Source organism: Blautia stercoris (assembly GCF_054657695.1).
Genome location: NZ_BAAHYF010000002.1, coordinates 566908 through 589748, shown reverse-complemented (window position 1 = coordinate 589748; position 22841 = coordinate 566908). Strand labels below are relative to the sequence as shown.

Here is a 22841-nt window from a genome sequence, read left to right as displayed (position 1 = left end):
TCTCTTCATAATTCACTTTTAAAATGGTCTTGGAGAGCCACAATACTCACAGAATCTTCCGGTATTTTCCGCACCACACTGACATCTCCAGGTACCACCTGACTGCTGCATATTATTCATGTCTTGCTGCATTCCTTGATTCATTCCCCGGTTCATGCCCTGATTCATACCATAATTCACACCTTGATTCATGCCATAACTCATTCCTTGATTCATGCCATAACTCATTCCTTGATTCATGCCTTGGTTCATAGGCATTCCACTCTGCATTCTCGGTGCCTGTCCGGTCAGCGCCGCTATAATTTCATTTCCGACACGTTCCATCTCCATCATCTCTGCTCGATTTTCCTGCTCAATTGCAAAACTGTGTAACTGAAAATCCATATCATCAAACCATGGAGATCTCACCTGAATCTTCATACTGTAATAATACTCGTATTTATAAACCGGTGGCTGATAACTGACTGTCTTTCCATCTTTCGTATATGTCTCTTCGATCCGATCCTGTTTTACATCCATATTACACTGAACCACATCTGACAGTGACAGAATATCCGGATTTTCTTTTGTATCCAAGTTATGCGCAATGGTAAAATTTCCCTGCGTTTCATCAAGAAATACGGTGTACTTTTTTGTTGTGATCCGTCGTGTGATACGGAAATTCTGTACTTTTTCCTTATTTGCTTCACGGTATTCTAATTGTTGTTTAATATCCTCTACGGTACTATGTCTGCGTTCCTCAAACCATGGAGACAGCTTCTTCGCACATTCCTTACATAGATTTCCATCATCTAGTTTGCGATTTCCAAGCAATCCGATTTTTTCTCCACAGATATCACAATATTTCTTATCGAATAATCCCATCTTATTCCTCCCGTCTCTTACATACTTTCAGCATCCTACTCTTCCCCTGCACTTTTTACACATTTGAAGGTCAGATAATCATCTTCATCACTGTATTGAACAGACAGTGACCCATCCTCTTCCATTGTGATAAGTACATTCTCCGGTGCCTCATCATCCATTTCGATTGCATAATATCCATAAAGTGCAGACCACGGATAAGTGCCTAACTCTGCGCCTTTATAAATCACCTGTACTGTGCGATCTTTTGCGAAATTCAAACGCATTGCATCATTAATATTATCTACACCGTCCAGTGTCGTCTGTGCTTCCTCGTCAAGCAACTCTTTTACATTTTCTGAATACCATTCACCAATCACTGCCAATTCATCTTCTGACAGATAATTTTCCGGATTTGTTGCATCTGTCCCTTCTCTTCCGAAGATAATATTTACTCCCTGTCCCAGCAGATCATCAAGAGTAAGGGTATCTCCATCAAGGGTAACTGACATTTCCTCCCCTTCAATTTTTAAAACGGTTTTTTTATCTTTCTTTGCCAGTCTTCCGGTGCCTTTGTCATTGTCAATCGTAAATTTTACTTTTCCGCTGTGCTCTATTTCGAGATTTACATCCCCCTCAAAACACTCTTCAATTGGCATCTGCGTTCCAAGCGCTTCTGCTACAACCGCAATCCATTTCCCCTCATATGGATTCTTTTTAGCAGCTTTTCCACCTCCTCCACATCCGATTAAGGATAACATACTTACAACCAGAATCACGCTCAGCAAATATCTTATACTCTTCTTCATCTCTTTTTCCTCCTTTGCATAATGTGATTTTCTCTTATATTCACATTATACAAGGGAAACACTATTTGTTCACTGTTACTTCTGATAGTAATTTAAAAATTATCTGATTTTTATTAAAAATATCATTTTAATGTCGTAACAATCAACTTACTTTCCAATGCTGCGGCAATCAAATCTTCTTTGCAGCTATAACCGGCTTTTGAAATCATTTCCTGAAAATTCCACCTTACGCCTGCCCTTGAACAATTCATCTTTTGAGCAATCTCTGCATAAGAAAATCCACAAATATACAATCTCAGCATCTCTAGCTGCCTTGGGCTAATTTCCCCACTCGTAATCCAGTTTAACTCCACACTCGGCGTAACATCCGGAAAAACATGTTCTCCTTTTACAGTGCGCCAAATCACATCCCGAATTTCTTCCTCTCCATGATCTTTATACCAAAGGCTGTCCGCACACCCACTTTTTGCACGCTCCAGCACCTTCGGATCAATAAGAGAAGTCACAATCAAAATCTTTGTATACGGACATGCCTCTTTGATTGCTTTTCCCGCTTTTAATCCATCATGATTATGAAAGGTCTGGACATCCATCAATACAATATCAATCGCAGAATAAGTACAAATTTTCACTGCTTCCTCTGCATCTGCAACCGTATCAACATGTCGAAATTCCGGATCCTGCAAAAGGATATACTCAAAGTATCGTTGCATAATCTTTTGATCTTCTACAATTAGTACACGCACCATAATTTTTCCCCTCTTTCAATCCTGTCTCCACTGCTTACTTTGTCTTTGGCATCTTTATAAGTAAACAAAACTCTGGCTCAAACACGATAAACATCCTGCACCCTTCTATCTCCAATGCTCTGCGAAGCGCAGATAATCCCCCACCTTCTCTTGCACCTTTTTTTGGAACCATTCCATCGTTTGTAAGCTTAAGCAGATATTCCCTCCAATCTTCTTCTATCTTCACATTTACTCTTTTTCCATGTGCATGCTTCGCACAATTTGTCACGCACTCACGAATTGCACGGTCAAGCAAAATTCGATATGTTGAATTTTCCGGAACATTTCCTTCCAGACAAATGGTAATCCCAAGTTCTTTGGCATGCTTTTCTGTATCCTGATATAAGTCCTCTAAATTTTCAACTGTCATACTTGTAAGAATATACACTTGTTGCCTTAACAAATCCAATTGTTTATTAATAGAAAGGGTATCTTCTGTATTTTCTTTATTTTCCAGAATTCTTCGTATTGTAAGCAAGCTACGCCCAAAATTATCATGCACCTGCATTTTCATTGCCAATGTTTCCTGTTTGCGTATTCTTTCACCAATCTTTTTATACATTTCTTCTAATTGCTGATTCAGCGTTTCCAATTTTTCATTATTAAACTTAATTCTCTCGCTATTATAATAAATTTCGGAAACATCAAGCGCAATTGCCTGTCTATATCCAGCCAGTTCCCTGTCCTTAAGCTGATACTCCTGAAACATCCAGACTTTCCCATCCGGAAAAGCAAATACACTGCCATCAGAACTCATCGAAATGATCTCTTCTCTGATGTTACCTTCCGAAATAGCCTGATGCAGCATCTTATAATTCTGTAATTTTGTTCCAAGCAGCATTTTGCTTACTTCTCTCATCTTGGAATTGCAAAGAATAATCTGATCAAATGCATTTGCAAAACATACACCGCATGGCGCATTGTCTACTGCTTCTTTTACTGACCATGGTGACAACCTCTGTTTTTCTCGTCTTATCTCCTTTAAAATGCTCCGCACCAGATAAAAAGTCAATCCTGCAATTCCGCATAACATTACCACAATCGGAACATTCAAAAGAAGCGATTGCTCCAGCGCTTTTGCATCGTATTTCTGTACACATTGCAATAAAACCGTTCCCAAAAAAGTAACCCCAAAAAGCACGGTTACTGTAATTTTTCTTCTTAAATGAGCAGAACCGGTCATTCTTAAAAGTATAAGAATAAACTCAAGCACCAGACAAAATTCCATAACACTCATTATTAAATTTTGTATTTCTACACTGCACTCTATAAAATTCGACATCGAATCAGCCACTCTTTCTCGTCTTCTTGTTCTACTTCTGCACCATGTTGCCCGGAAAGCAATGCATAAATGTCATTTTCTGAAATAATATTTACCGAGATAATCAAATGTGCCTCCATCTCAACGACACGAAAAAAGATCATTTGCATTCGATCAAACAGTTGCTCTACCAGCCACTCAAAATAGTCATAACATTTAATTAATTCTTCATCATGGAATTCCAGATTTTGAATATTCACATAATAAAGTGCCCGGATCTTGCACAACTTTAAAGCCATACACGATTCTGCCAGACTCTGTATCAAATCCTCTGTTTTCAGTGCTTCCCTATTTTCATTCTTTTCATTATGAAGCGTTAACGTAAGATTTTTTCGCCTTTTTAAATAGGTTCCGACAACCACAATCTTCCCCAGAAGTCGTTCATATACTTCTTTCGACTCGGTTTTTTCCAGTTCTTCCATAAAGTGTGAAATCAGTTCAATCTGACCGGCCGTCTGGCTTTGTATCAAATCTAAGAGCCGGTTTTGTTCTTCCACTTTTCTCCGCTTTGCCTCCTGCTGATAGTTCTTTTGCAAAAGGCGATTTCGCTCTCTTAATTCTTCTTGCTGTTCTTCAATATCCTGATACTGGTCCATAAGCAAAGAAACATCCTCTGCCCAAAATAAATGACCACCTCGCACTAACAAATGATTCATTCGTGTTCCGTTTTCTATCACAAGGGTGCCAACTAAAAGTGTTTCTCTTACTTCCTGTGGTATGTCCAAAAACTTTCCTGAATGATAACATTTCTTAAAGCTCCAATCAGTAATCTCTGCATCTAATCCGCCCGCAGCTTGAAACAACTCAATATACCTGCTGTTAATTGGAATCAATCCACAGATAATAGAACTCTGATAAATTGCGACCATCAAAAAACAACATACTGCGGTCATATCTCCTACATATGCTTTAATAAATGGCATCCCCAGAATATGACAAAGATTCCAGCCAAGCAATAAAAGTCCCGGAAGCACCGGAAACCAGGTCCACTTTCTTCCGGAAGCGGCACTCTTACGCATCAACACCACTTCCATTATCATCAGACACAGCATCATCCAAATCTGAATCAAAATAAAAATAAAGCGATATTCATAGACCTCATTGGAAAAGAAAAATCCTTTCGGAAAATAAAACACTTTTTGATGCAAGTCATTTGTCAATACTGCAAAAATCAAACATAGTGCCGGTATTATTAAACATGCACTTTGTTTTTTTGTATTTTCTCCTTCTTCTTTATCCATTAATAATGCCGCATTAAGCCCGAGTGTCGGAATCAAAATCATAGGAATATAATAAAGATACCAGCAGATGCGCATCTCTAACGGTTCCATGAAAATAAGAAACTTAATCGTTCTTACTAAAAACCAAAAAACCATAAGACAAGCAATCCACGTCAAACATTGACGCATTTTCGCATCCACCACATGTTTCTCCAAATAGATGACCCAAGCACAATATAAACCGATATAAATGCTGCTTCGACACTGACCGGCAAACTGAATCAAAAATAAGCTTTTAAATGAGATCTGCCGACATATGTAAGCCAATATAACAAGGCTCGCAATTGCGATATAGGATAACAGCCTTTTTTTCTTATAAGACATCTAAGACATCACTCATTCCTTTCTTCATCTGAAAGCAATTTCATATCCAATCGTATTATTTTTATTATATCATATTCGTTTTCCAAAATCGAATCCCAACTGTCGCTGAACACAAAGCGTAAATATGACACAACTCAAAAGCATTAAGTATTGAAATTTTTTTTCATCCATACTAAAAGAATAAAAAAAAAGTAAACTTTTGTCACTATCGTAAGGGCTAGTGTAGACGCTTTGAAGTCATGTGATAATATAATTGAGGTGATTTTATCATCCGCAAAAAAATTCCCAAAAAATTGAGGTGATTTTTATGATTTCTTCCTGGTCAGATGCAATTGGTCTTTCCTTCGCCTGGTCCTTTGGATGGGGACTTGTACTTACCTGCTATGTTCTGGATTGGAAAATCGAATGGATGCAGCCAAAACTTTGGTTTCTTTTTCTAAAAAAGAAACTAAATAAGACAGAAGATTTCTTTTTGAATGCTTCTGCAATTCCACCAAAAGTACTAGGCGCATTTAAGAAGGTTCTCTCGATTTTAGAAACCGGAGACTTTCAAAATTTATCTGCAAGTATCGGACAATCTTACCGAAAAAAGCTGGAGCATGAACTTGCATTACTGAAAAAAAATGAAATCAAACATGAAATTCGCATGACTCATTTAAAACTGACAGAGGAAAATGAAAAGAAACAAGATTTTCGTCATTGGAGCGACGCTGGACGTGAATGGCGCGAAATCGTACTTCAGGGCACGGTATTAAACAGATATCGAAGTCTCAAAAGCGGAAAAATTTTATATGAAGACTTTTTCCCACATGGCTCTGTCCTGCTTAGACAGTCCAGACACATTCGCCATGACGAAGTGGGGAGCAAAAACAGAAATGAAGAACAACAGTTTTATGCTCAGTATCAAAATATTATTTGTCCAAGCTGTGGTGCCGAGATTACATTAAAAGGGGACGAAGCGCACTGTCCTTATTGCGGTGGTTATATCAAAAGTGATTTCTTTGATTGGCAGACAGAAGAATTTTTAGTTTATCGAAGCCTGAATCCGAATGCATCCTATTATAAATTAGTTCTTGCAACCATACTCACTTTTTTCTTTCCGTCTATTCCTTGTTTTCGGTTCATCCATAACGATTATCTGATGTTTGGTACTGCCTTTGCGCTTACACTTTTACTGGCTGGCGCAATCTGGATTTTACTCTTAAACCAAGAAAAGAAAGCTCACGTTTCGACTGACCAAATCGTGCGTTACGATGAAAAAGTTTTAATTGTAGATCTCAATGAAGCACTTTATGGTACCGAGCTAACCGCCGATGCCCTGTTTTACAGTGTCGATAAACTACAGCTGAAAGACGTAGAAAACACAGAGAATCGCACAACGATTACCATTTCTGCAGTGCTGCACAAACTTACACTTCAGCCAAATCAAAAGATTCTAAATAAAAATGAAAAAATAACTTTAAAATTGTACAGAGCCCGTTATCCACGACGCATGAAATCAAAAGGACAAGCAGTGTTTGAAGAAAAAGAATGTCCTCGTTGCGGTGCAAATTTCATGCCGGACAAAAATGGCTGCTGTCCCTATTGTGGCTATCAGCTATCAATAGACAATTCAAAATGGCGAATTGATTACGAGTAGAATATCTTATATTTAGTAAGTGGCTGTTGCACTAATTACTTAGTGCGACAGCCACTTTTTCTGAGTTTCACATATAAAAACCAGCCTTTCTTTATTTTCCCATCCGTTCCACTTCCACTTTCTGGTTCAAAATGCCTTTCTTCCACACCATCACATACACTTCAAACTCTACAGAATCCTGTGCATACACAAATGGCTCCTGCCACAGCACTTCCGACTCGATTCCTTTTGCTTTTAATGCTTTCTGTCTTTCATAAGCCTGTTCGATTTGTTTTTTATGTTCTGCGTTTGATTTCTTTCCAAACGAACGTTTCGGATAATTTTCTGCTTCTTTTTGAAGCTTTTTATCTAAGAGTTTGACTACCGCAAGATGTCTTTTTTGATGTAGCATTTTCGCTATAATCTTTGCAATCGTTTTTACCGGATATTGCTCATAAAGTGCCAGCATCTGTATCAGCATCTTATCCTTTACCTGCATTGCGAGTTCTTTCATCAGACGGATGGCATCGAGATTCACTTGCCAGGGTTCACTTTTTGGAACGACATATTCTGGTTTAACAGAAGGATACGAGCAATAATTTAATGGTGGAAATTCTGCCAGCAGGGCAAGCTTTCGTTCTTCCTTCGTACAACAGTTTTTCTGTTCTCCCAGGTAATCCACCTTGTCTCTTAGAATTGCAATCCGATATTCTAACTGGCGCAGATATTCATAACCTTCTACCCAGAAATGTCCGATTTTTCCATAGTCATAACATTGAATTTCCAGTTTTAATGACTCAAAAAAGATAGTAAATACCGAATCTTCACCCTGATTTACCACCAGAATGTACTCTTTTTCTTTTTTTTCCAAAACTGCCTTGATTGTACCCTCATAATCCGGCAGATATTCTCCTGTAAATCTTGCATTTTCAAATACCAGAAAACTTTCCACTGCATCGTTCATCAGATAAACCAGACGCCAGTTATTACTGCTGTCTTTTGGTGCTAAAAATTCAAGCTGTTCTACCTCTACAAGCTGTGCCAGTTTAAAAAATTCCTCCGGCATTTCTTCTGATAAGCCTTGTAAAACCTGTTTGTAATATAATTTATCTTCGTTGTCCATTTTTTCCTCATTATCTTTTATGGTTTTGATTTATCGTATCATAATTGGAGAAATTTAAAAAGCCCCCGAATCTTAAATCCAAAAGCTTATAAATTCAAACGTTTTCTATAATTAGAGCATTATCGTTTCACTTTAAATGCAACGTATTTTTTTTCGTTGCATTTTTCGTTGCAAATTTTGACATTTTTCTGCTAATCGTTGCATTTCAAATGTATCAAAAACTCTCAGACTTCTGTCCAAGGGTTCTAATTTCTTCTGTTTTCTTTTATCTTCTTCTGCCTTTTCCTGCTGTTTCTATTCTTCTGCTGTTTCTGTTATTCTTCTCTTTGTTTTTGAACTCTCTTATCTACATAAGTCTCTTCGCCACTTTCCAGGCAAATTGCAGCAAGCCTTCCACTTGGATTGCACGCTCCACAATCTATTGCGATATGATTTTTCTCCCGATAAATGTATCCTGGTCTCTCGTTTTCTGCAATTAGCTGGGTTGGAGTGTGTCCTGTTACCAGATAAGTATTTTCAAAATACTGCCGTCCATAATCTGGTCTTTCCCATACAATATCATGCAGAGAATAATCTTCTATGTCTTTCTCCGGTGAAAAATTTCCAAGTCCGCCATGTACCAGTAAATAATTTTTCCCTTCTATTGTAAGTGTTTCATATACCAGAAAATCTTCCATAAAATCCAGCACGTCCAGCTGTGTTTCCTCATCTAATCTACGAAATTCACTGATTGTCGTCTCTGCTCCGTTATACTGCCAGGTTGCCAGATTATCCAGAAGTTTTTCGTCTATTTTTTCAATCGAACTTTCTGTAATTTCCTGTCGAAGAAATTTCAGGCATTTCAGTGCCATCACCTCATGATTTCCAACAAGGCAGACTGCATTAGGCATTTCCATCAATTTCAGCAAAGCCTTTATCGGATGCGGACCTCGGTCTATCACATCACCTAAAACATACAAAGTATCTGCACTTGTAAATCGAATCTTTTCTAACAGCTTGATAAATAATTCATATTCTCCATGAATATCCGAAATAACATAAGTAGCCATGTACTTCTCTCCCCTCTGTCCGTGCTCTTTTTCTTTATTATACCTCTTGTCTGTAGAACCCCACAAGAAAAAATCTCGCATGGCATTTATCTTAGTCGGAAATTAAGACTTTCATTCATGCAAATTTATTAGTAAGCTCGTCACCAGTCTTATATCACCAAAATAAAATTCTATTGAAATGGATTGATAACTCGCTACTTATAGAAGCAGGAATCTTATTGACTAAGATAACGCAAAAATTTAAGCCCCCGAACTTTAAGTCCGAGAGCTTATAAGATATTTTTTAAGCTGCCTCTGCGATTGTAATGCATGCATACCGTTCATCTTCAATGATTTTTCGCATCATCTCAACCGGAGTCATTCCTATTCCTTCATCCAGATGCTCAAAAATTGTGACAGCACTTCCAGACAAAAGCTGTACTCCTTCTCTTTTTTTATCTGCATGAAAGGCATTGTGACGGGAATCTACATTCCAGAACACAACATTCGGAATTGTATAACCATTTCTTTTAAATTTCTTTTTCATAGTTTCATAAAACAGCCAGTCAGAATCATAAGTTGCAGAGTCAAATTCCATATCTGAAATAATAATTAAAGATTTTGGCATTTCTTCTTCTGGTACATGATTTTCCACCGCAGTTTTAAGAATACTATCAAAAGCCGCTTCCAGATTTGTATTCAAACCCCAGTCTGCCTCTACTGCACAAGCAACTTTTTCAGCTAAAGTTTCACCTTCCAAATGCACAATGCTTGGTAAAGCGCTAAACGTCATGAAACGATTATGGTAATCTCCCTTATTTCTTTCTGCAAAATAAATTGCAAGACCAACCGAGGTTGCCATTGGTCGTCCATACATAGAGCCTGAAACATCTGCCATAACAAGCATATTTTCATCACCAACTCCATAATCCGGAAGATTTCTCCACTGTGCTTCCAACACCTTACTATCCTCGTTTCCGTATAAAATCTTTTCTACTATATCATAAGGATACAGTGTTTTAGAATGAATGTTTTCCTTGCCTTCCAGTGCCAGGTTGATAAATTTTTCAAATCTTTCCGTATCGTGTCTGTCAAATGCTCTTCGATACTTCATCATCGCACGTCCTGGAACGGCAGAATAATCAATCTCATCCCAATTGTTGCCACACATTTTTATTTCTGTAACATCAATATATTTTCTTAACGTACGGATTATTCTTTTAAAGTTATAAACTGGATATCCTAATTTCTCTGCAGTTAAAATACCTAATTTTCTTGTTTCTTCTACTTTTGAATCAGCAGTTTTCACCCATTTTGCAAGCAGAGACACTGGTTTGCCTAATTGAAAGTTTTTTAAATCCTCCAGTAACTGTCTTTTCATTGCAGTCCACATTGCCTCTTCTGCCGGTGTACCAATCAGATAGTACCAGTCATCAAAACGACCATATTCACCAATGAAATCAATGTTTGGAATCACTGCCTCCGGATGATATTCAGCCAGATTCTTTAATAAAATCTGAAAGACTCTTCGTTCTCCAAGACCCTCTCGGATGTCTCTTGCATAAAATAAAATTTTAACTGCAGACAATGGGTCTTCTTCATAAGCCTTCTCAAATAAAATTTTGATTCGTTCTTCATCTGCAGTTCTCAGTGCACCGATTGTTGCAAACAAATCCAGATTCGCATTATCTGTTGTATTCACTGCTCTTGCACCATTTTCTGTATGAGTTAATTTATTTGATGTTTTCTCTAATAATTCTACGAAATTCATTTTGCTTCCCCCTATAAGTTCAAGCCAAACGCCAACTCTTATGAGTGTTTGATTCTACAGAGTTACGATGAGTGAGGGCAGGACTCGAACCTGCACTTCGTCCTCTTCTCCTGGAATAAATTGCTGTATGTTCCACAAACATGAAACACTTTTTCGTGCTTTACCATTAAGCTACCTCACTCAGATAAGGCAGGCAGGATTCGAACCTGCATCAATTTACTTACATTAAATTAGAAATAAGAAATTAAAATTGCTGTATATTCCACAAACATGAAACGTGCTTTATCTCATACTCTACCATTGAGCTACTGCCTTATATTTACTTTATCTTGTTGACAAGATTAGAATAATCCTTATCTTCAGAAATTGGAGTGGATTTTTTCTTTTTTTATTATTCCCTCATCAACTGAGCTTATCTTATCATACTGTCGGTACCTCCACAATAAACCGCCGGTTTAAAAATAAAACAAATCGTTAAAGCTCATAAACTATTAGAACCCTCAGACTTCTGTCCAAGGGTTCTACAATTCAAAAATTCATTTTATTTCTTCTCAATTAATGCCATTCTTTTGTATTTTCATCTGTAACTTTTAACGTATCCTTTTGTATTAAGAAAAAATCCACAATCGCAGGAGACGCAGCTTCTGTATTATCAGAATCATAATAATATTCCTGCAATACATATTCATCCGTTTCTTCATCTATATGCGACTCATTATACAGCAAATGCAGTTCTGTTACTGCTCCGGTATTTTCATCAATCTTTTTATTAATAACAGCAAATGGCCAGCCTTTTGAAGTCAGACGAAACTCCAACTGATACTTCGTATCTGGATAAGAATCCAAGAATACATCTGATTTCGTTTGAATATAATCCGATACCTCTGCCAATTCTTTTTTGTATCGTTGATATTCTTCTGTCATCGGATATCCATCTTCATCGTATTTCGTATCCTCTTCTTTTTCTTCATTATCCAAAGAATGAGATTTCCCTATCTTTTTCTGCTGATTCTGTTCTTCTTCTGTTTGTTCTTCTGCTATCTCATTTAATTCGTCTAAAGTTTTTCCATATTTCGTGTTCAGTTCATTTATTTTATATTTTCCATCAAAAAAAAGAAGAAACTGCTCATCGTTTTGCTCCTCTCCATAGATAATAATTTCAACCTGGTTCTTTTTCCACGTAACATGCCAGGTGTCCTGCGAAATATTTCCCCCATCATCTCTTAGCGAAAATTTAACTTTACTGATTCTTTTTTCCCCTTTTTTCAAGATAAACTGACCATCCGCAGAACCGAAAAATAATGGCTCTCCCACTGCCTGCATAGTCAAAGAATACTCTCCACCCGAAGAAAGACTTGTGTCTACATTCGAAACTTTAAAAACAATTAAATAATAAAAGATTCCTGCAAAGCACAATACAGTAATACAAAGTCCTGCCAGAATCCCAAACAAGCATTTTACTATTGTATTATGTACTTTGATACAGCCGATTATCAAACTCACCGACAGCAGAATTAATATGAATAGAATTACCATCTTATTTTCTCCAGTGTCTTTATCAATATCTCACTATTCTTTTCAACTACTGTACAATTCATTTTTTCAATTGATTCATCAATTCCAATAATTCCATTTCCCAGTCACTGATTCTGGAATACCAGATACATCCATAAGCTTCACGAATTTTAATATTTAAAGACGAACAGATAATTACTTTCGTATCTATTCCTCTTTCTTTTAAAATTCCAAGCAGTTTTTCTCCGGCATCGAAATCTCCCTCTTCGCCTTTTCTCATTGGATAATGCATATCTGTAATAATTAAATCAAAGGGATTTCCTGCTTCTTTCTCCTGGATTAATAATTCTAATCCCTCTTCCACATTATCAACCTGTGTAACATCTGTTACGCCACATCTATCATTTAACACTTTTTTGATATCATTTGCTTTATACACGTCATCTTCAAAATTTAAAATTCTCATTTGCTTATTCTCCGTTCAAAATTCTCTGATATAGTTGTTGGACTTCCCCTTTGGCAAGCTGTTTACAAATTTCCATACGTTCCGCAATGACAGGTAACTGGATGTGGCTGTTGCATCTGCCTATTAATTTACTATTTTTAATAACACCTTCTGCACTTCTTCCGACTGTATCAACAACTTTATTCTCTCATTTCCCTTTTTAGTCTCCGGAATTCCACATCTTAAACTATCCGGATGCTCCGATACACAGCAGTCCTGATACCAACATTCACCCATTAAAGTACCTCTAATTGACCATTTTTCATTTTCCGTCAGTTCTCCTGCTAAAGATTTCATTACACGCTCTGTCGAATATTTCTTAAATCCTGTTAAATATTTTAAAGTTTTTCCATCTTTAATTTTTTCCAAATTTATTTTATGATTTTCTATCGCAGAAAGTATTTCTTTGCGAATCTGAATTTTATCTGTTTTACCAGTACCTGTCCATTGTACTAATTTTTCAAATGCTAAAACCAGATATTCAAAACATATCATATCTAAAATTATTATTTGACCATCTGATTTGCGTGCAAATAATTTCAATAAACGATATTTATTACGAATATCCTGATTATCCACAATATAATCAAATGCAATATAATACTTATCTTCTTTTTTTAATTCTAAATTAGAAACCGCATCTAGTATTCCCTGATTACTTTTCTTACTCTCAACAATAAGCTTATCATCAAAAAAGATTTGATTCACCAAATTCCAGAAATGCAGTCCAGCTCCTGTATCTTCCGTCCATAGATAGTTCATTTACAATTCCTCTTCTAAGGTTATCTTATTATTTTCCATTTTTAATTCTTTGAAGCTTTTATCTGACACATTCAGACCATCACAATTTCGCAAGAATAGCATGTATTGATTTGAAAACTCAAAATTAATAAATTTTCTTATATCATCATCCATTAAAATATCCGCATTATCAATTACAATAAAATTATTCCGACACTTTTTAAGATTTTCAACCAGATTATCTGATTTATAATTAAATAATTTAATTGCCTGATATTCGTCTGTTAAGCGCAAATCTTCCAACATTTCATAAAGCACCGTTTTTCCTGTTCCACTGTCTCCTCCGACAAGGGTTATTCTATCTTCAAAAAACAGCTCATATAAAAATGGAGAGGCTTCAAATTTAATTTCTTTATAAATCATGTCCTTCTCTCCTCTCATATTCTTTACTCCACCATGCATGATATCCTGCACTTCCCACTACTACTTCTTTATCATTAAATCTAAGTCTAACATTTTTTGGAATTTCCATGAAACTTGGTCTGGACATATAAATTTTAATATTATCCATTTCAAATATTTTTTTAAGTACATTTGGTCCACATTCTTCGACACAAACCACTTTCTCTGGATGCTTTACAATATTTAACAATGTCTTACAACCAGAAGACAAATTTCTAATTGTTCCCAATCCATATTTTGTTTCAATATGTTTATCCGGAGTTAGTATTGCATCATCCACCTCTCGGATAAGCTCAATTTCTTCTTTTGACATCTCTTCATTACTCGTACTCAAATTAAAATATAAATCATTTTTTAAAATCCAGTCTTTAGAATTTTTCTTTTCTGTATAGATATCAATCATAATTCATTCCCCATTTTTCAAATAGATGCTTATTTATTTTTTATTGATTTGATAGACGGAAATCTTCTTATAAGCCCGCGCAAGTGTTTATAAAACCTTGCGAAAATGGCTTAAAATCAAGGTTTTCCGCGTATCGTCATTTATCTTGCCGTATCTCCGTATAAGATGATTTTGTAAGACCGGGCACCATTTTGGCACCACAGATTATAGGAGGACGACATGAAAAACGTACTTTTAGACAAGGGTATTATACTCCCGTCCGGCGAAATCAGCAAGGATAAGGTAAACCTTGTCGCCGGGGCAATCACGCAGTCATTCGCAGAAATGGTATGGGTAACGACAGGCGGCGACATGGAAACCGTAAACCGCTTGACCGACGTACTTGTTACCATGAACACCCCCGCCGACCGGGGGAAGCTGTTCAAAATCATAAAAATGCTCTATGGGCTTATGGGCTTGCCCTTTTCCGAAGAAGCCGAGCCTATGGACGCAGACCCCGCCGTTTTGGAATACTTCATTTTTTCCTTTACGGCAGACTTTGGCGAAGTCATACAAGACCTCATAGCCGAAGAAGCAGAATAACGCACCGCACAGGCGGCGTTTCTCACTTCCCACAAGGAAGAACAGGAACGCCGCTTTTTTCATGCCCTTTGTTACGCAGTAGGCAGGAAAAAGCCCTTGATTTATGCGGCTTTGCGGGCGCGGTTTTCAGCGGATAAGGGATTGATACCTAAACCCTCAAAATCGCGTTTCTATTGCGTAACAGGTATGCAGCAAAGGAGTGATGAAGCTATGGCAGTTTTCAGAGTGGAGCGCAACAAGGGCTATACGGTTATGAGCAACCACCACTTACGCAATAAGGAGCTATCCCTAAAGGCAAAAGGGCTGTTATCGCAAATGCTGTCCTTGCCGGAGGATTGGGACTATACCCTTGCGGGGCTGTCCTTTATCAACCGGGAGAAAATCGACGCTATCCGGGAAGCCGTTAAGGAACTGGAACGCGCCGGGTATATCGTCCGTTCAAGGGAGCGCGACGAGAAAGGACGCTTGCGCGGCACAGACTATGTAATCTTTGAGCAGCCGCAGACCCCGCCTGTATCGGATTTACCTACATTGGAAAATCCAACATTGGATAATCCAACGTTGGAAAAACCTACGCAGGAAAAACCTACGTTGGAAAATCCAACGCAATTAAATAAAGATATACAAAGAACTAACTTACCAAAAAAAGAAAAATCAAATACGGATTTATCAAGTACCCATTCCATTCCTATCCATTCCCTAAATCCCTTGCCTTATGGCGAGGACGAAACGGCACAGCCGCCGGAACGGAAAAGAACGGAAAGGAACGACGCTTACAGAGTGTATGAGGAAATTATCAAAGACAATATCGCCTATGACATTCTCTTACAGGACAGAAGCCTTGACCGCGACCGTCTGAATGAAATTGTTGACCTCATGCTTGAAACCGTCTGTACGGCAAGAAAGAAAATCCGTATTGCCGGGGACGATTACCCCGCCGAGCTTGTGAAGTCAAAGTTTATGAAGCTGAACAGCGAACATATCCGCTTTGTGCTTGACTGTATGCAGGAGAACACCACGAAAATCCGCAACATCAAGCAGTACCTAAAGGCGGTGCTTTTCAATGCCCCGTCTACCATTGACAGCTACTATACTTCCCTTGTCGCTCACGACATGGCAAGCGGCGCATTATCCGGCAAGCCTAAATACGGCGACCCGGACTACTACACCTACAACGAGGGCGAAAGCCTGTAAACGAAAAAAGGAGGATTTACCACATGGCACAGAAAACAGGAGCTTTAATTTTTGACGAAACCGCTGACCGCTACGATATTCGCTTTGATATTGCCGACTATTACGGCGGCTTGCATTGCGGCGAGTGCATGGACGTATTCACAGGCGGCAAATGGAAGCCGACCCGGATTGAGTACGGGGACAACTGGTATCTTGTAGGTATCCGCGCCGAGGACTTGAACGGGCTGCGGGTGCGGATTTAACGGGGCGGCGTGAAGAACGGACGCCCTTTTTTCACGCCCAAAAGCGGCGTACCACCTTAACACTATCACTACTACCGGGAAAGGAGGACGGTAAACATTGCAAGATGAAATCAACGAAAAAGTGGTTGCGCTCTCTGTCAAGGGAGCGAAGCTGACCGCTGAAACGCTGCAAAAGGCAATCAAAGCCATGCTTGCACAGGCAAAAAAGCAGCAGGAAAAACAGCCCCACGGGAAGCAGACCCTAAAGCAGCTTGCGAAGCAGAACGCGGGGCTATCCAACATTGAGATAACCGAGGGCAATATCAAAGCCTTTGAGCAGACGGCAAAAAAATACGGTATCGACTTTGCCCTAAAGAAAGACAGCACCGAAACGCCGCCCCGTTATCTCGTCTTTTTCAAGGGGCGGGACGCGGACGCTCTGACCGCAGCCTTTAAGGAGTTTTCCGCAAAGAAGCTGACACAGGAGCAAAAGCCCTCTATCCGAAAGGCACTTGCCACATTCCGGGAAGCAGCAAAGCAGCTTAACGCGAACCGTCAAAAGACAAAATACAAGGACAGGGAGGTATCGCTATGAAGCCGAATATCAAGAAGCTGCTTATCCTAAACGCCCCCTATCTGCTCTTTGTGTATCTCTTTGATAAAGTCGGACAGGCGGTGCGGCTCTCGCCGGGGGCTGACCTCTCCGGCAAGCTGGTTTCCATTGGCAGCGGCTTTTCCGCTGCCTTTTCAAATGCCCTGCCGAGTTTTAACCCTATGGATTTGCTTATCGGCATTGTCGGGGCTGTCGTTATCCGGCTTGCGGTCTATGTGAAAGGCAAGAACGCAAAGAAATACCGTAAGGGCATGGAGTACGGCTCTGCACGTTGGGGCAATGCCGAGGATATAAAGCCATATATCGACCCCATGTTTGAAAATAACGTGCTGCTGACGCAGACCGAAAGGCTGATGATGAGCAGCCGCCCGAAGCACCCGAAGTATGCAAGAAACAAAAACGTGCTTGTCATCGGCGGCTCCGGCAGCGGCAAAACAAGGTTTTTTGTAAAGCCCAACTTAATGCAAATGCACAGCAGCTATGTTGTCACAGACCCGAAAGGAACGGTTTTAATCGAGTGTGGAAAGCTCTTGCAGCGGGGCGGGTACAAAATCAAGGTGCTAAACACCATCAATTTCAAGAAATCCATGCGGTACAATCCCTTCGCCTATCTGCGCAGCGAAAAGGATATTTTGAAACTGGTAAATACCATTATCGCCAACACCAAAGGCGACGGGGAAAAATCCGGCGAGGATTTTTGGGTGAAATCGGAACGGCTTTTTTACTGCGCCCTTATCGGCTACATCTGGTACGAAGCCCCGGAGAATGAGAAAAACTTTACGACGCTGCTTGAAATGATAAATGCGTCGGAAGCCCGCGAGGACGACCCGGAATTTCAATCCCCCGTTGACCTCATGTTTGAACGCTTGGAGGAAAAAGACCCGGAACATTTTGCGGTGCGCCAGTACAAGAAGTTTTTGCTGTCTGCCGGAAAAACAAGAAGCTCTATCCTCATTTCCTGCGGTGCGCGTCTTGCCCCCTTTGACATTCGGGAACTGCGCGAGCTGATGGAAACCGACGAAATGGAGCTTGACACCTTAGGCGACCGAAAGACCGCGCTTTTTGTTATTATCTCCGACACCGACGACACCTTTAACTTTGTTGTATCAATCCTTTACACACAGCTTTTCAATCTGCTTTGTGACAAGGCAGATGATGTGTACGGCGGGCGGCTACCTGTTCATGTGCGCTGTCTGCTTGACGAGTTTGCAAATATCGGGCAGATACCGAAGTTTGAAAAACTCATTGCCACGATAAGGAGCCGCGAAATCTCCGCGTCCATCATCTTGCAGAGCCAGTCGCAGCTAAAGGCTATCTACAAGGACAACGCCGATACCATTGTCGGCAACTGCGATACGACCCTGTTCTTGGGCGGCAAGGAGAAAACGACCCTTAAAGAAATGTCGGAAATCTTGGGGAAAGAAACCATTGACAGCTTCAACACTTCCGAAACAAGAGGACGGGAGCTTTCCCACGGGCTGAACTATCAGAAGTTAGGCAAGCAGCTTATGAGCGAAGATGAAATTGCGGTCATGGACGGCGGGAAATGTATCTTGCAACTACGCGGGGTGCGTCCGTTCTTCTCCGAAAAATACGATATTACCAAACACCCGAAGTACAAGTACCTTTCCGACTTTGACAAGAAAAATGCCTTTGACATGGAAAAGCACTTGCGCCGCCGTCCTGCAATCGTAAAGCCGGACGAGGTATTTGACTATTACGAAGTTGACGAAGCAGATTTGCAGGAGGACACAGAAAATGAATAAGCGTATCAGAAAGAAAAAGGCAAAACAGCAGCTAATCCGGGCTATCAGCGGGCTTGTGGAAGCTGCCGAGGAAATGCAGCGGGAACAGGAACGCAGGACAAGACAGGCAGGTATTTCCTATATCAAGTATATCGAAGCTGTCCGGGAACGGCAGTACGGCATTAAGCCTGTCTACACACCGCTTTTTGAAAAGGAGGGAGCTTAAAGTAAAAATAATAAACACGGGCTACATGGTACGCGCCCCTACTCCTTGCGCGTATCGCGGCAGGAAGCCGCACCCTACAACTGAATACCGCCGCGCAGCAGCAACAAACGCAGCGCGGGGACTTATGACCGCGGCAGTTATCGAAAACTGACCGCCGTTTTTTATGCCCTTTTTCGGGCAGCCGCACAGCGGCAGAAAGGAGTTATATTATGGCATTTTTCAACAGCGCAGTAGGCGTTTTGCAGACACTCGTTATCGCTCTCGGAGCAGGTCTTGGCATTTGGGGCGTTATCAACCTCTTGGAGGGCTACGGAAACGACAATCCGGGCGCGAATGCTCATGTACGGTAAAGTATCACAAGAAAATTATGTCGAATTGACAGCCGCCTCCGCTATACCGAATAAGGAAATAAAGAGTCCTCAAATTTTGCGCTACTAAATGAAGACGAGCGGAAGTAATCTCCCGCTCGTCAGTAAACTTAACTATGCCATATCAATCCCGCTTCTTTCCCGCCACCGGCACTAAGAACAGCGCGGGCAACAGCAGGAAAGCGGTACAGACCAGCCCCCAGGGTATGGACACCTGCTGGGCTACCAGCCCCACAATAGGCCCGCCGATGATCTGCCCGAAAGAGTCCAGCTGTCCGCTGGTGGAAAAGACTGTGGCGCGCATTTTCTCATCCACCTGGTCGTTCATCCAGGCGGCCAGCACAGGCTCCTTGATGGTGCGCATAAGCCCCGCCAGCAGGAACACCAACAACATGAACCAAAAGCTCCGCCCCACCGCGAAGAGAACCAGGCACAGGATATACCCGGCGCTGGTGGACATGACCACACTGGTTCGGCTGACAGTCCCTTTTTTCTCCATGCGGGCGATGAGCAACTGAGAAGCCAGAATACCTAAGCCGTTGCCGATAAGACTGATAACACCGAACCAAGTGACGCTGTTCAGCGGCCCGATAACGGGTATTACCGTGTCATCCAGAAAATGAGCGGTGGAGAGCCGGTCAAAGCCTTCACTGGCAAGTCCCCCGCATAGTGTGATTGCTAAGAGCGCCAGCAACACAGGTGCGCCTTTCACAAAGCCCAGGTTGAGCTTGAACAGGCAGACAAAGTCTTTAAGCAAGCCCTGCCGTTCCTCAATAGCAGGGGAGAAGTTGGTTTCTGGCATGATGCGAACCAACACCAGCCCCAACAACAAGCACAAACTGCCCCCCAAGATGAGAGGCATTTGCAGGTTTATGTTTCCCAGCAGTGTGCCCAGCACCACGCCCAGAACGCCGCCGATTTGCCCCATTTGACTGCCCCGCAGGAACACCTTGTCTGTGGGTTTGTCCTCTTCCTCCGAGGCAATCCACGCCTCCAGAGCGCCGGTGATGAAGGTATCACCGCAACCCCAGACAACCTGGGCCAGCAGAACCGGCGCGAACCACGGTAGCGCACCCTCCATCAGAAAGCCCAGGCCGTAGAGGAACATTCCAATCAGCACCGAGCGCCGACGGCTATACAAATCCGCCACCACACCGGTGGGCATCTCGAACAGAAAGCAGGAGGTCTCCTGAACCGTCCCTACCAGGACAAGCTGGAAAGCATCCAGCTGCACCACCTCCAGGTGGTACACGATGGAAAGCACTGTGGACATAGAAACCGCCAGGGAACAGACAAATCGGAACAGCAGGTAGACAGAATATGCCTTTGAATTTTTAGCAAACATGAAGTTACATTCTCCTTTCAAATCTCATTTTATATGACTTTTGCAAGCTGTTAAGCTAACTTGTGGAACATATGCCGAACCTTATCTATACGGCTATTCGGGCGGCGGGGTTGGCAAATAAATTTACCAATAGCTGGCTGGTATCCTTTTAACTCTGTCAAGCAGACTCCCTGCCCATTTGTGAAATAAGTTAAATCGTTCCTGTATTCTTGAATACATCTAGCAGGGATTTCTCCTTTCAGAATGACCTCGTCATTCTTTATCTGAGTACTTACAATATCTGCACAATACCTTGGAGCATCATGATACGCCCGTGAGAGATATTCCTGCGGTGCATAAATTTCAAAGTGGAGATATGGCTCTAATAGTTCTGTCCCTGCTTTTTTTAAAGCCTGCTCCAATACGATAGGGGAAAGCAGCCGAAAGTCTGCGGGGGTACTTACAGGACTATAATACAATCCATATTCAAAACAGATTTTACAGTCTGTCACTTTCCATCCATACAGCCCCTGCTCGCAGCCATAAAGAACCCCCTCCATAACCGCATTTTGGAACGATTGATTTAAATATCCAAGTGAAACTCTGCTTTCATACTGCACTCCGCTTCCAATAGGGAGCGGCTCTATGGACAACCCGACAGAAGCCCAGAAAGGATTTGGCGGGACTTCTATGTGGATGGTATATTCTGCTTTTCTAAGCGGTCTTTCCATATATATAACAGTAGGCTCTTTTATTTCTGCCTCCACATGATATTTTTCCTCAAGGATGGCACAAATGACTTCCATCTGCACTTTCCCCAAAAAAGAAAGTATAATCTCATGCGTTGTAGTATCCACATAATATTTTAAAAGAGGGTCGCCATCTGAAATTTCTGTAAGTGCCCCAAGCAATATTTCCCGCTGTTCAGATTTCTTTGCTGCAATCGTTGTTTGGAGCATAGGGAGAGGATTTTCAATAAATGTTCTCTGCGGCAACAGCATTTCGTTCCCCAAAATACTGTTTAGCTGCAAAACATCATTTGGTAAAATTACAATATCACCAGAGCAGGCTGTATCGGATGAACATAATTCACCGTTTGTCGGAACACACATCTCTGTGATTTTTATTTTCTCTTTTTCAGATATTTTAATAACATCCCTCAAATGCAATGTTCCGCTATATATACGCACATAAACAAAACGCCGCCTTTTCTCTGAATATTCAATCTTAAAAACCTGCCCGCATAGTTCAGATTGACCTTCAGGCGTTGATGAATAAAACTTACTGGCAATCACTTCTATAAGCTGCCGAATCCCCAGATTGTTTTTAGCGCTTCCGTGATAAACGGGAAATAACGTTCCGTTTTGGAATCTCCTGTTTTCTTCCTGTTCCAGTTCTGACATTTTAAACGGTTTCCCTGACATATATTTCTCTAATAGTTCATCGTTTCCCATAATTACCGCATCCCACTGTTCCATATCGTCATTGTCCGTTACATTTATATGAGGATGCTGCCCAACCTTTTGCTTCACTATAATTTCCGAAGAAAGCTTTGCTTTCATTTCTTGATATACCATTGGCAAATCAATCCCCTCTTGGTCAATTTTATTGATGAAAAAAATTGTCGGAATCTTCATTGTCTGTAGTGCATGAAACAGTATACGGGTCTGTGCCTGTATGCCATCCTTTGCAGAAACTAATAATACTGCTCCGTCTAATACGGATAAAGAACGGTATACTTCCGCCAAAAAATCCATATGGCCTGGCGTATCTATAATGTTGACTTTTACATCCTCCCACTGAAAAGATGTCACTGCTGTCTGGATAGTGATTCCCCTTTGACGCTCCAAATTCATTGTATCTGTCCTTGTTGTGCCTTTATCTACGCTCCCTGGTTCTGCAATTGCACCACTGGTATACAATAAACTCTCCGTTAATGTTGTCTTTCCTGCGTCAACGTGAGCCAGAATGCCTAAGTTAATTATTTTCATGTGATTTTCCTCCTATCAACACCCAAAAAAGGGCATAAAAATACCC

General features: G+C 40.7%; 23 protein-coding genes and 2 tRNA genes. 8 read left to right on the top strand and 17 right to left on the bottom strand.

Annotated elements, in window-relative coordinates:
• Window positions 1-18: 18 nt before the first annotated feature.
• The 5 genes from ACYQ2D_RS12565 to ACYQ2D_RS12545 all read right to left on the bottom strand — a co-directional run bounded on the left by ACYQ2D_RS12565 (window position 19) and on the right by ACYQ2D_RS12545 (window position 5365).
• On the bottom strand, window positions 19-864 hold the full coding sequence (locus tag ACYQ2D_RS12565; RefSeq protein ID WP_459785653.1) for a DUF4428 domain-containing protein: 846 nt from the start codon (window positions 862-864) through the stop codon (window positions 19-21).
• 35 nt (window positions 865-899) lie between these two features.
• A complete protein-coding gene (locus ACYQ2D_RS12560) occupies window positions 900-1652 on the bottom strand; it encodes a hypothetical protein (RefSeq protein ID WP_459785651.1) in 753 nt (250 codons plus the stop codon).
• A 122-nt stretch (window positions 1653-1774) separates the two neighbouring features.
• Entirely contained in the window at window positions 1775-2401 is a 627-nt protein-coding gene (locus ACYQ2D_RS12555) for a DNA-binding response regulator (RefSeq protein WP_022304048.1), read from the bottom strand.
• A 34-nt stretch (window positions 2402-2435) separates the two neighbouring features.
• Complete coding sequence (locus ACYQ2D_RS12550; protein WP_459785649.1) at window positions 2436-3722, bottom strand: sensor histidine kinase; 1287 nt, start codon at window positions 3720-3722, stop codon at window positions 2436-2438.
• Window positions 3707-5365, bottom strand: a complete 1659-nt coding sequence (locus ACYQ2D_RS12545) for a histidine kinase N-terminal 7TM domain-containing protein (protein ID WP_459785647.1) — start codon at window positions 5363-5365, stop codon at window positions 3707-3709. The genes ACYQ2D_RS12550 and ACYQ2D_RS12545 overlap by 16 nt, the downstream gene beginning before the upstream one ends.
• 307 nt (window positions 5366-5672) lie before the next feature.
• Between ACYQ2D_RS12545 and ACYQ2D_RS12540 the strand changes: the two genes are divergently transcribed.
• On the top strand, window positions 5673-7004 hold the full coding sequence (locus ACYQ2D_RS12540) for a zinc ribbon domain-containing protein (protein WP_459785645.1): 1332 nt from the start codon (window positions 5673-5675) through the stop codon (window positions 7002-7004).
• 91 nt (window positions 7005-7095) lie between these two features.
• Here ACYQ2D_RS12540 and ACYQ2D_RS12535 read toward each other — a convergent pair whose 3' ends face one another.
• From ACYQ2D_RS12535 to ACYQ2D_RS12490, 10 genes are all read right to left on the bottom strand, one after another.
• Window positions 7096-8106 carry a DUF3878 family protein gene (locus tag ACYQ2D_RS12535; protein ID WP_459785644.1) on the bottom strand — a complete coding sequence of 337 codons (1011 nt, stop codon included), beginning with the start codon at window positions 8104-8106 and terminating at the stop codon, window positions 7096-7098.
• 314 nt (window positions 8107-8420) lie between these two features.
• On the bottom strand, window positions 8421-9155 hold the full coding sequence (locus ACYQ2D_RS12530; RefSeq protein ID WP_459785643.1) for a metallophosphoesterase family protein: 735 nt from the start codon (window positions 9153-9155) through the stop codon (window positions 8421-8423).
• A gap of 283 nt (window positions 9156-9438) precedes the next feature.
• Window positions 9439-10905 carry a DUF2828 family protein gene (locus ACYQ2D_RS12525; RefSeq protein ID WP_459785642.1) on the bottom strand — a complete coding sequence of 489 codons (1467 nt, stop codon included), beginning with the start codon at window positions 10903-10905 and terminating at the stop codon, window positions 9439-9441.
• A 69-nt stretch (window positions 10906-10974) separates the two neighbouring features.
• Window positions 10975-11086 (bottom strand) — tRNA-OTHER (locus ACYQ2D_RS12520).
• Between the two features lie 4 nt (window positions 11087-11090).
• Window positions 11091-11220 (bottom strand) — tRNA-OTHER (locus ACYQ2D_RS12515).
• Between the two features lie 240 nt (window positions 11221-11460).
• Complete coding sequence (locus tag ACYQ2D_RS12510; protein WP_459785641.1) at window positions 11461-12441, bottom strand: hypothetical protein; 981 nt, start codon at window positions 12439-12441, stop codon at window positions 11461-11463.
• Window positions 12442-12499: 58 nt separating this feature from the next.
• Window positions 12500-12886, bottom strand: a complete 387-nt coding sequence (locus ACYQ2D_RS12505; protein WP_022304040.1) for a response regulator — start codon at window positions 12884-12886, stop codon at window positions 12500-12502.
• Between the two features lie 123 nt (window positions 12887-13009).
• The gene (locus ACYQ2D_RS12500; RefSeq protein ID WP_459785639.1) at window positions 13010-13687 is read right to left on the bottom strand and encodes a hypothetical protein; all 678 of its coding nucleotides are present in this window, start codon (window positions 13685-13687) and stop codon (window positions 13010-13012) included.
• A complete protein-coding gene (locus ACYQ2D_RS12495) occupies window positions 13688-14089 on the bottom strand; it encodes an ATPase (RefSeq protein ID WP_117456583.1) in 402 nt (133 codons plus the stop codon).
• Window positions 14079-14531, bottom strand: a complete 453-nt coding sequence (locus ACYQ2D_RS12490; protein WP_459785638.1) for a DUF4869 domain-containing protein — start codon at window positions 14529-14531, stop codon at window positions 14079-14081. The genes ACYQ2D_RS12495 and ACYQ2D_RS12490 overlap by 11 nt, the downstream gene beginning before the upstream one ends.
• 219 nt (window positions 14532-14750) lie before the next feature.
• On the opposite strand from ACYQ2D_RS12490, the gene ACYQ2D_RS12485 reads away from it, so the two are divergent.
• The 7 genes from ACYQ2D_RS12485 to ACYQ2D_RS12455 all read left to right on the top strand — a co-directional run bounded on the left by ACYQ2D_RS12485 (window position 14751) and on the right by ACYQ2D_RS12455 (window position 19462).
• The gene (locus tag ACYQ2D_RS12485; protein ID WP_117524153.1) at window positions 14751-15113 is read left to right on the top strand and encodes a hypothetical protein; all 363 of its coding nucleotides are present in this window, start codon (window positions 14751-14753) and stop codon (window positions 15111-15113) included.
• Between the two features lie 210 nt (window positions 15114-15323).
• The gene (locus ACYQ2D_RS12480; protein ID WP_117524151.1) at window positions 15324-16307 is read left to right on the top strand and encodes a DUF6017 domain-containing protein; all 984 of its coding nucleotides are present in this window, start codon (window positions 15324-15326) and stop codon (window positions 16305-16307) included.
• Window positions 16308-16330: 23 nt separating this feature from the next.
• The gene (locus ACYQ2D_RS12475) at window positions 16331-16549 is read left to right on the top strand and encodes a DUF5348 domain-containing protein (protein ID WP_005422968.1); all 219 of its coding nucleotides are present in this window, start codon (window positions 16331-16333) and stop codon (window positions 16547-16549) included.
• Between the two features lie 97 nt (window positions 16550-16646).
• Window positions 16647-17123, top strand: coding sequence for a PcfB family protein (locus ACYQ2D_RS12470; protein WP_005928540.1), 477 nt, complete (start codon window positions 16647-16649; stop codon window positions 17121-17123).
• Entirely contained in the window at window positions 17120-18907 is a 1788-nt protein-coding gene (locus ACYQ2D_RS12465; protein WP_005928544.1) for a VirD4-like conjugal transfer protein, CD1115 family, read from the top strand. Before ACYQ2D_RS12470 ends, ACYQ2D_RS12465 begins: the two co-directional genes overlap by 4 nt.
• On the top strand, window positions 18900-19112 hold the full coding sequence (locus tag ACYQ2D_RS12460) for a condensin complex subunit 2 (RefSeq protein WP_117524149.1): 213 nt from the start codon (window positions 18900-18902) through the stop codon (window positions 19110-19112). The genes ACYQ2D_RS12465 and ACYQ2D_RS12460 overlap by 8 nt, the downstream gene beginning before the upstream one ends.
• A 209-nt stretch (window positions 19113-19321) precedes the next feature.
• On the top strand, window positions 19322-19462 hold the full coding sequence (locus ACYQ2D_RS12455; protein ID WP_039909177.1) for a Maff2 family mobile element protein: 141 nt from the start codon (window positions 19322-19324) through the stop codon (window positions 19460-19462).
• 142 nt (window positions 19463-19604) lie between these two features.
• Here ACYQ2D_RS12455 and tet(40) read toward each other — a convergent pair whose 3' ends face one another.
• Together tet(40) and tet(O) are read right to left on the bottom strand one after the other, a co-directional pair.
• Complete coding sequence (gene tet(40), locus ACYQ2D_RS12450) at window positions 19605-20825, bottom strand: tetracycline efflux MFS transporter Tet(40) (protein WP_117980785.1); 1221 nt, start codon at window positions 20823-20825, stop codon at window positions 19605-19607.
• Between the two features lie 50 nt (window positions 20826-20875).
• Entirely contained in the window at window positions 20876-22795 is a 1920-nt protein-coding gene (gene tet(O), locus ACYQ2D_RS12445) for a tetracycline resistance ribosomal protection protein Tet(O) (RefSeq protein ID WP_006858004.1), read from the bottom strand.
• Window positions 22796-22841 lie beyond the last annotated feature (46 nt).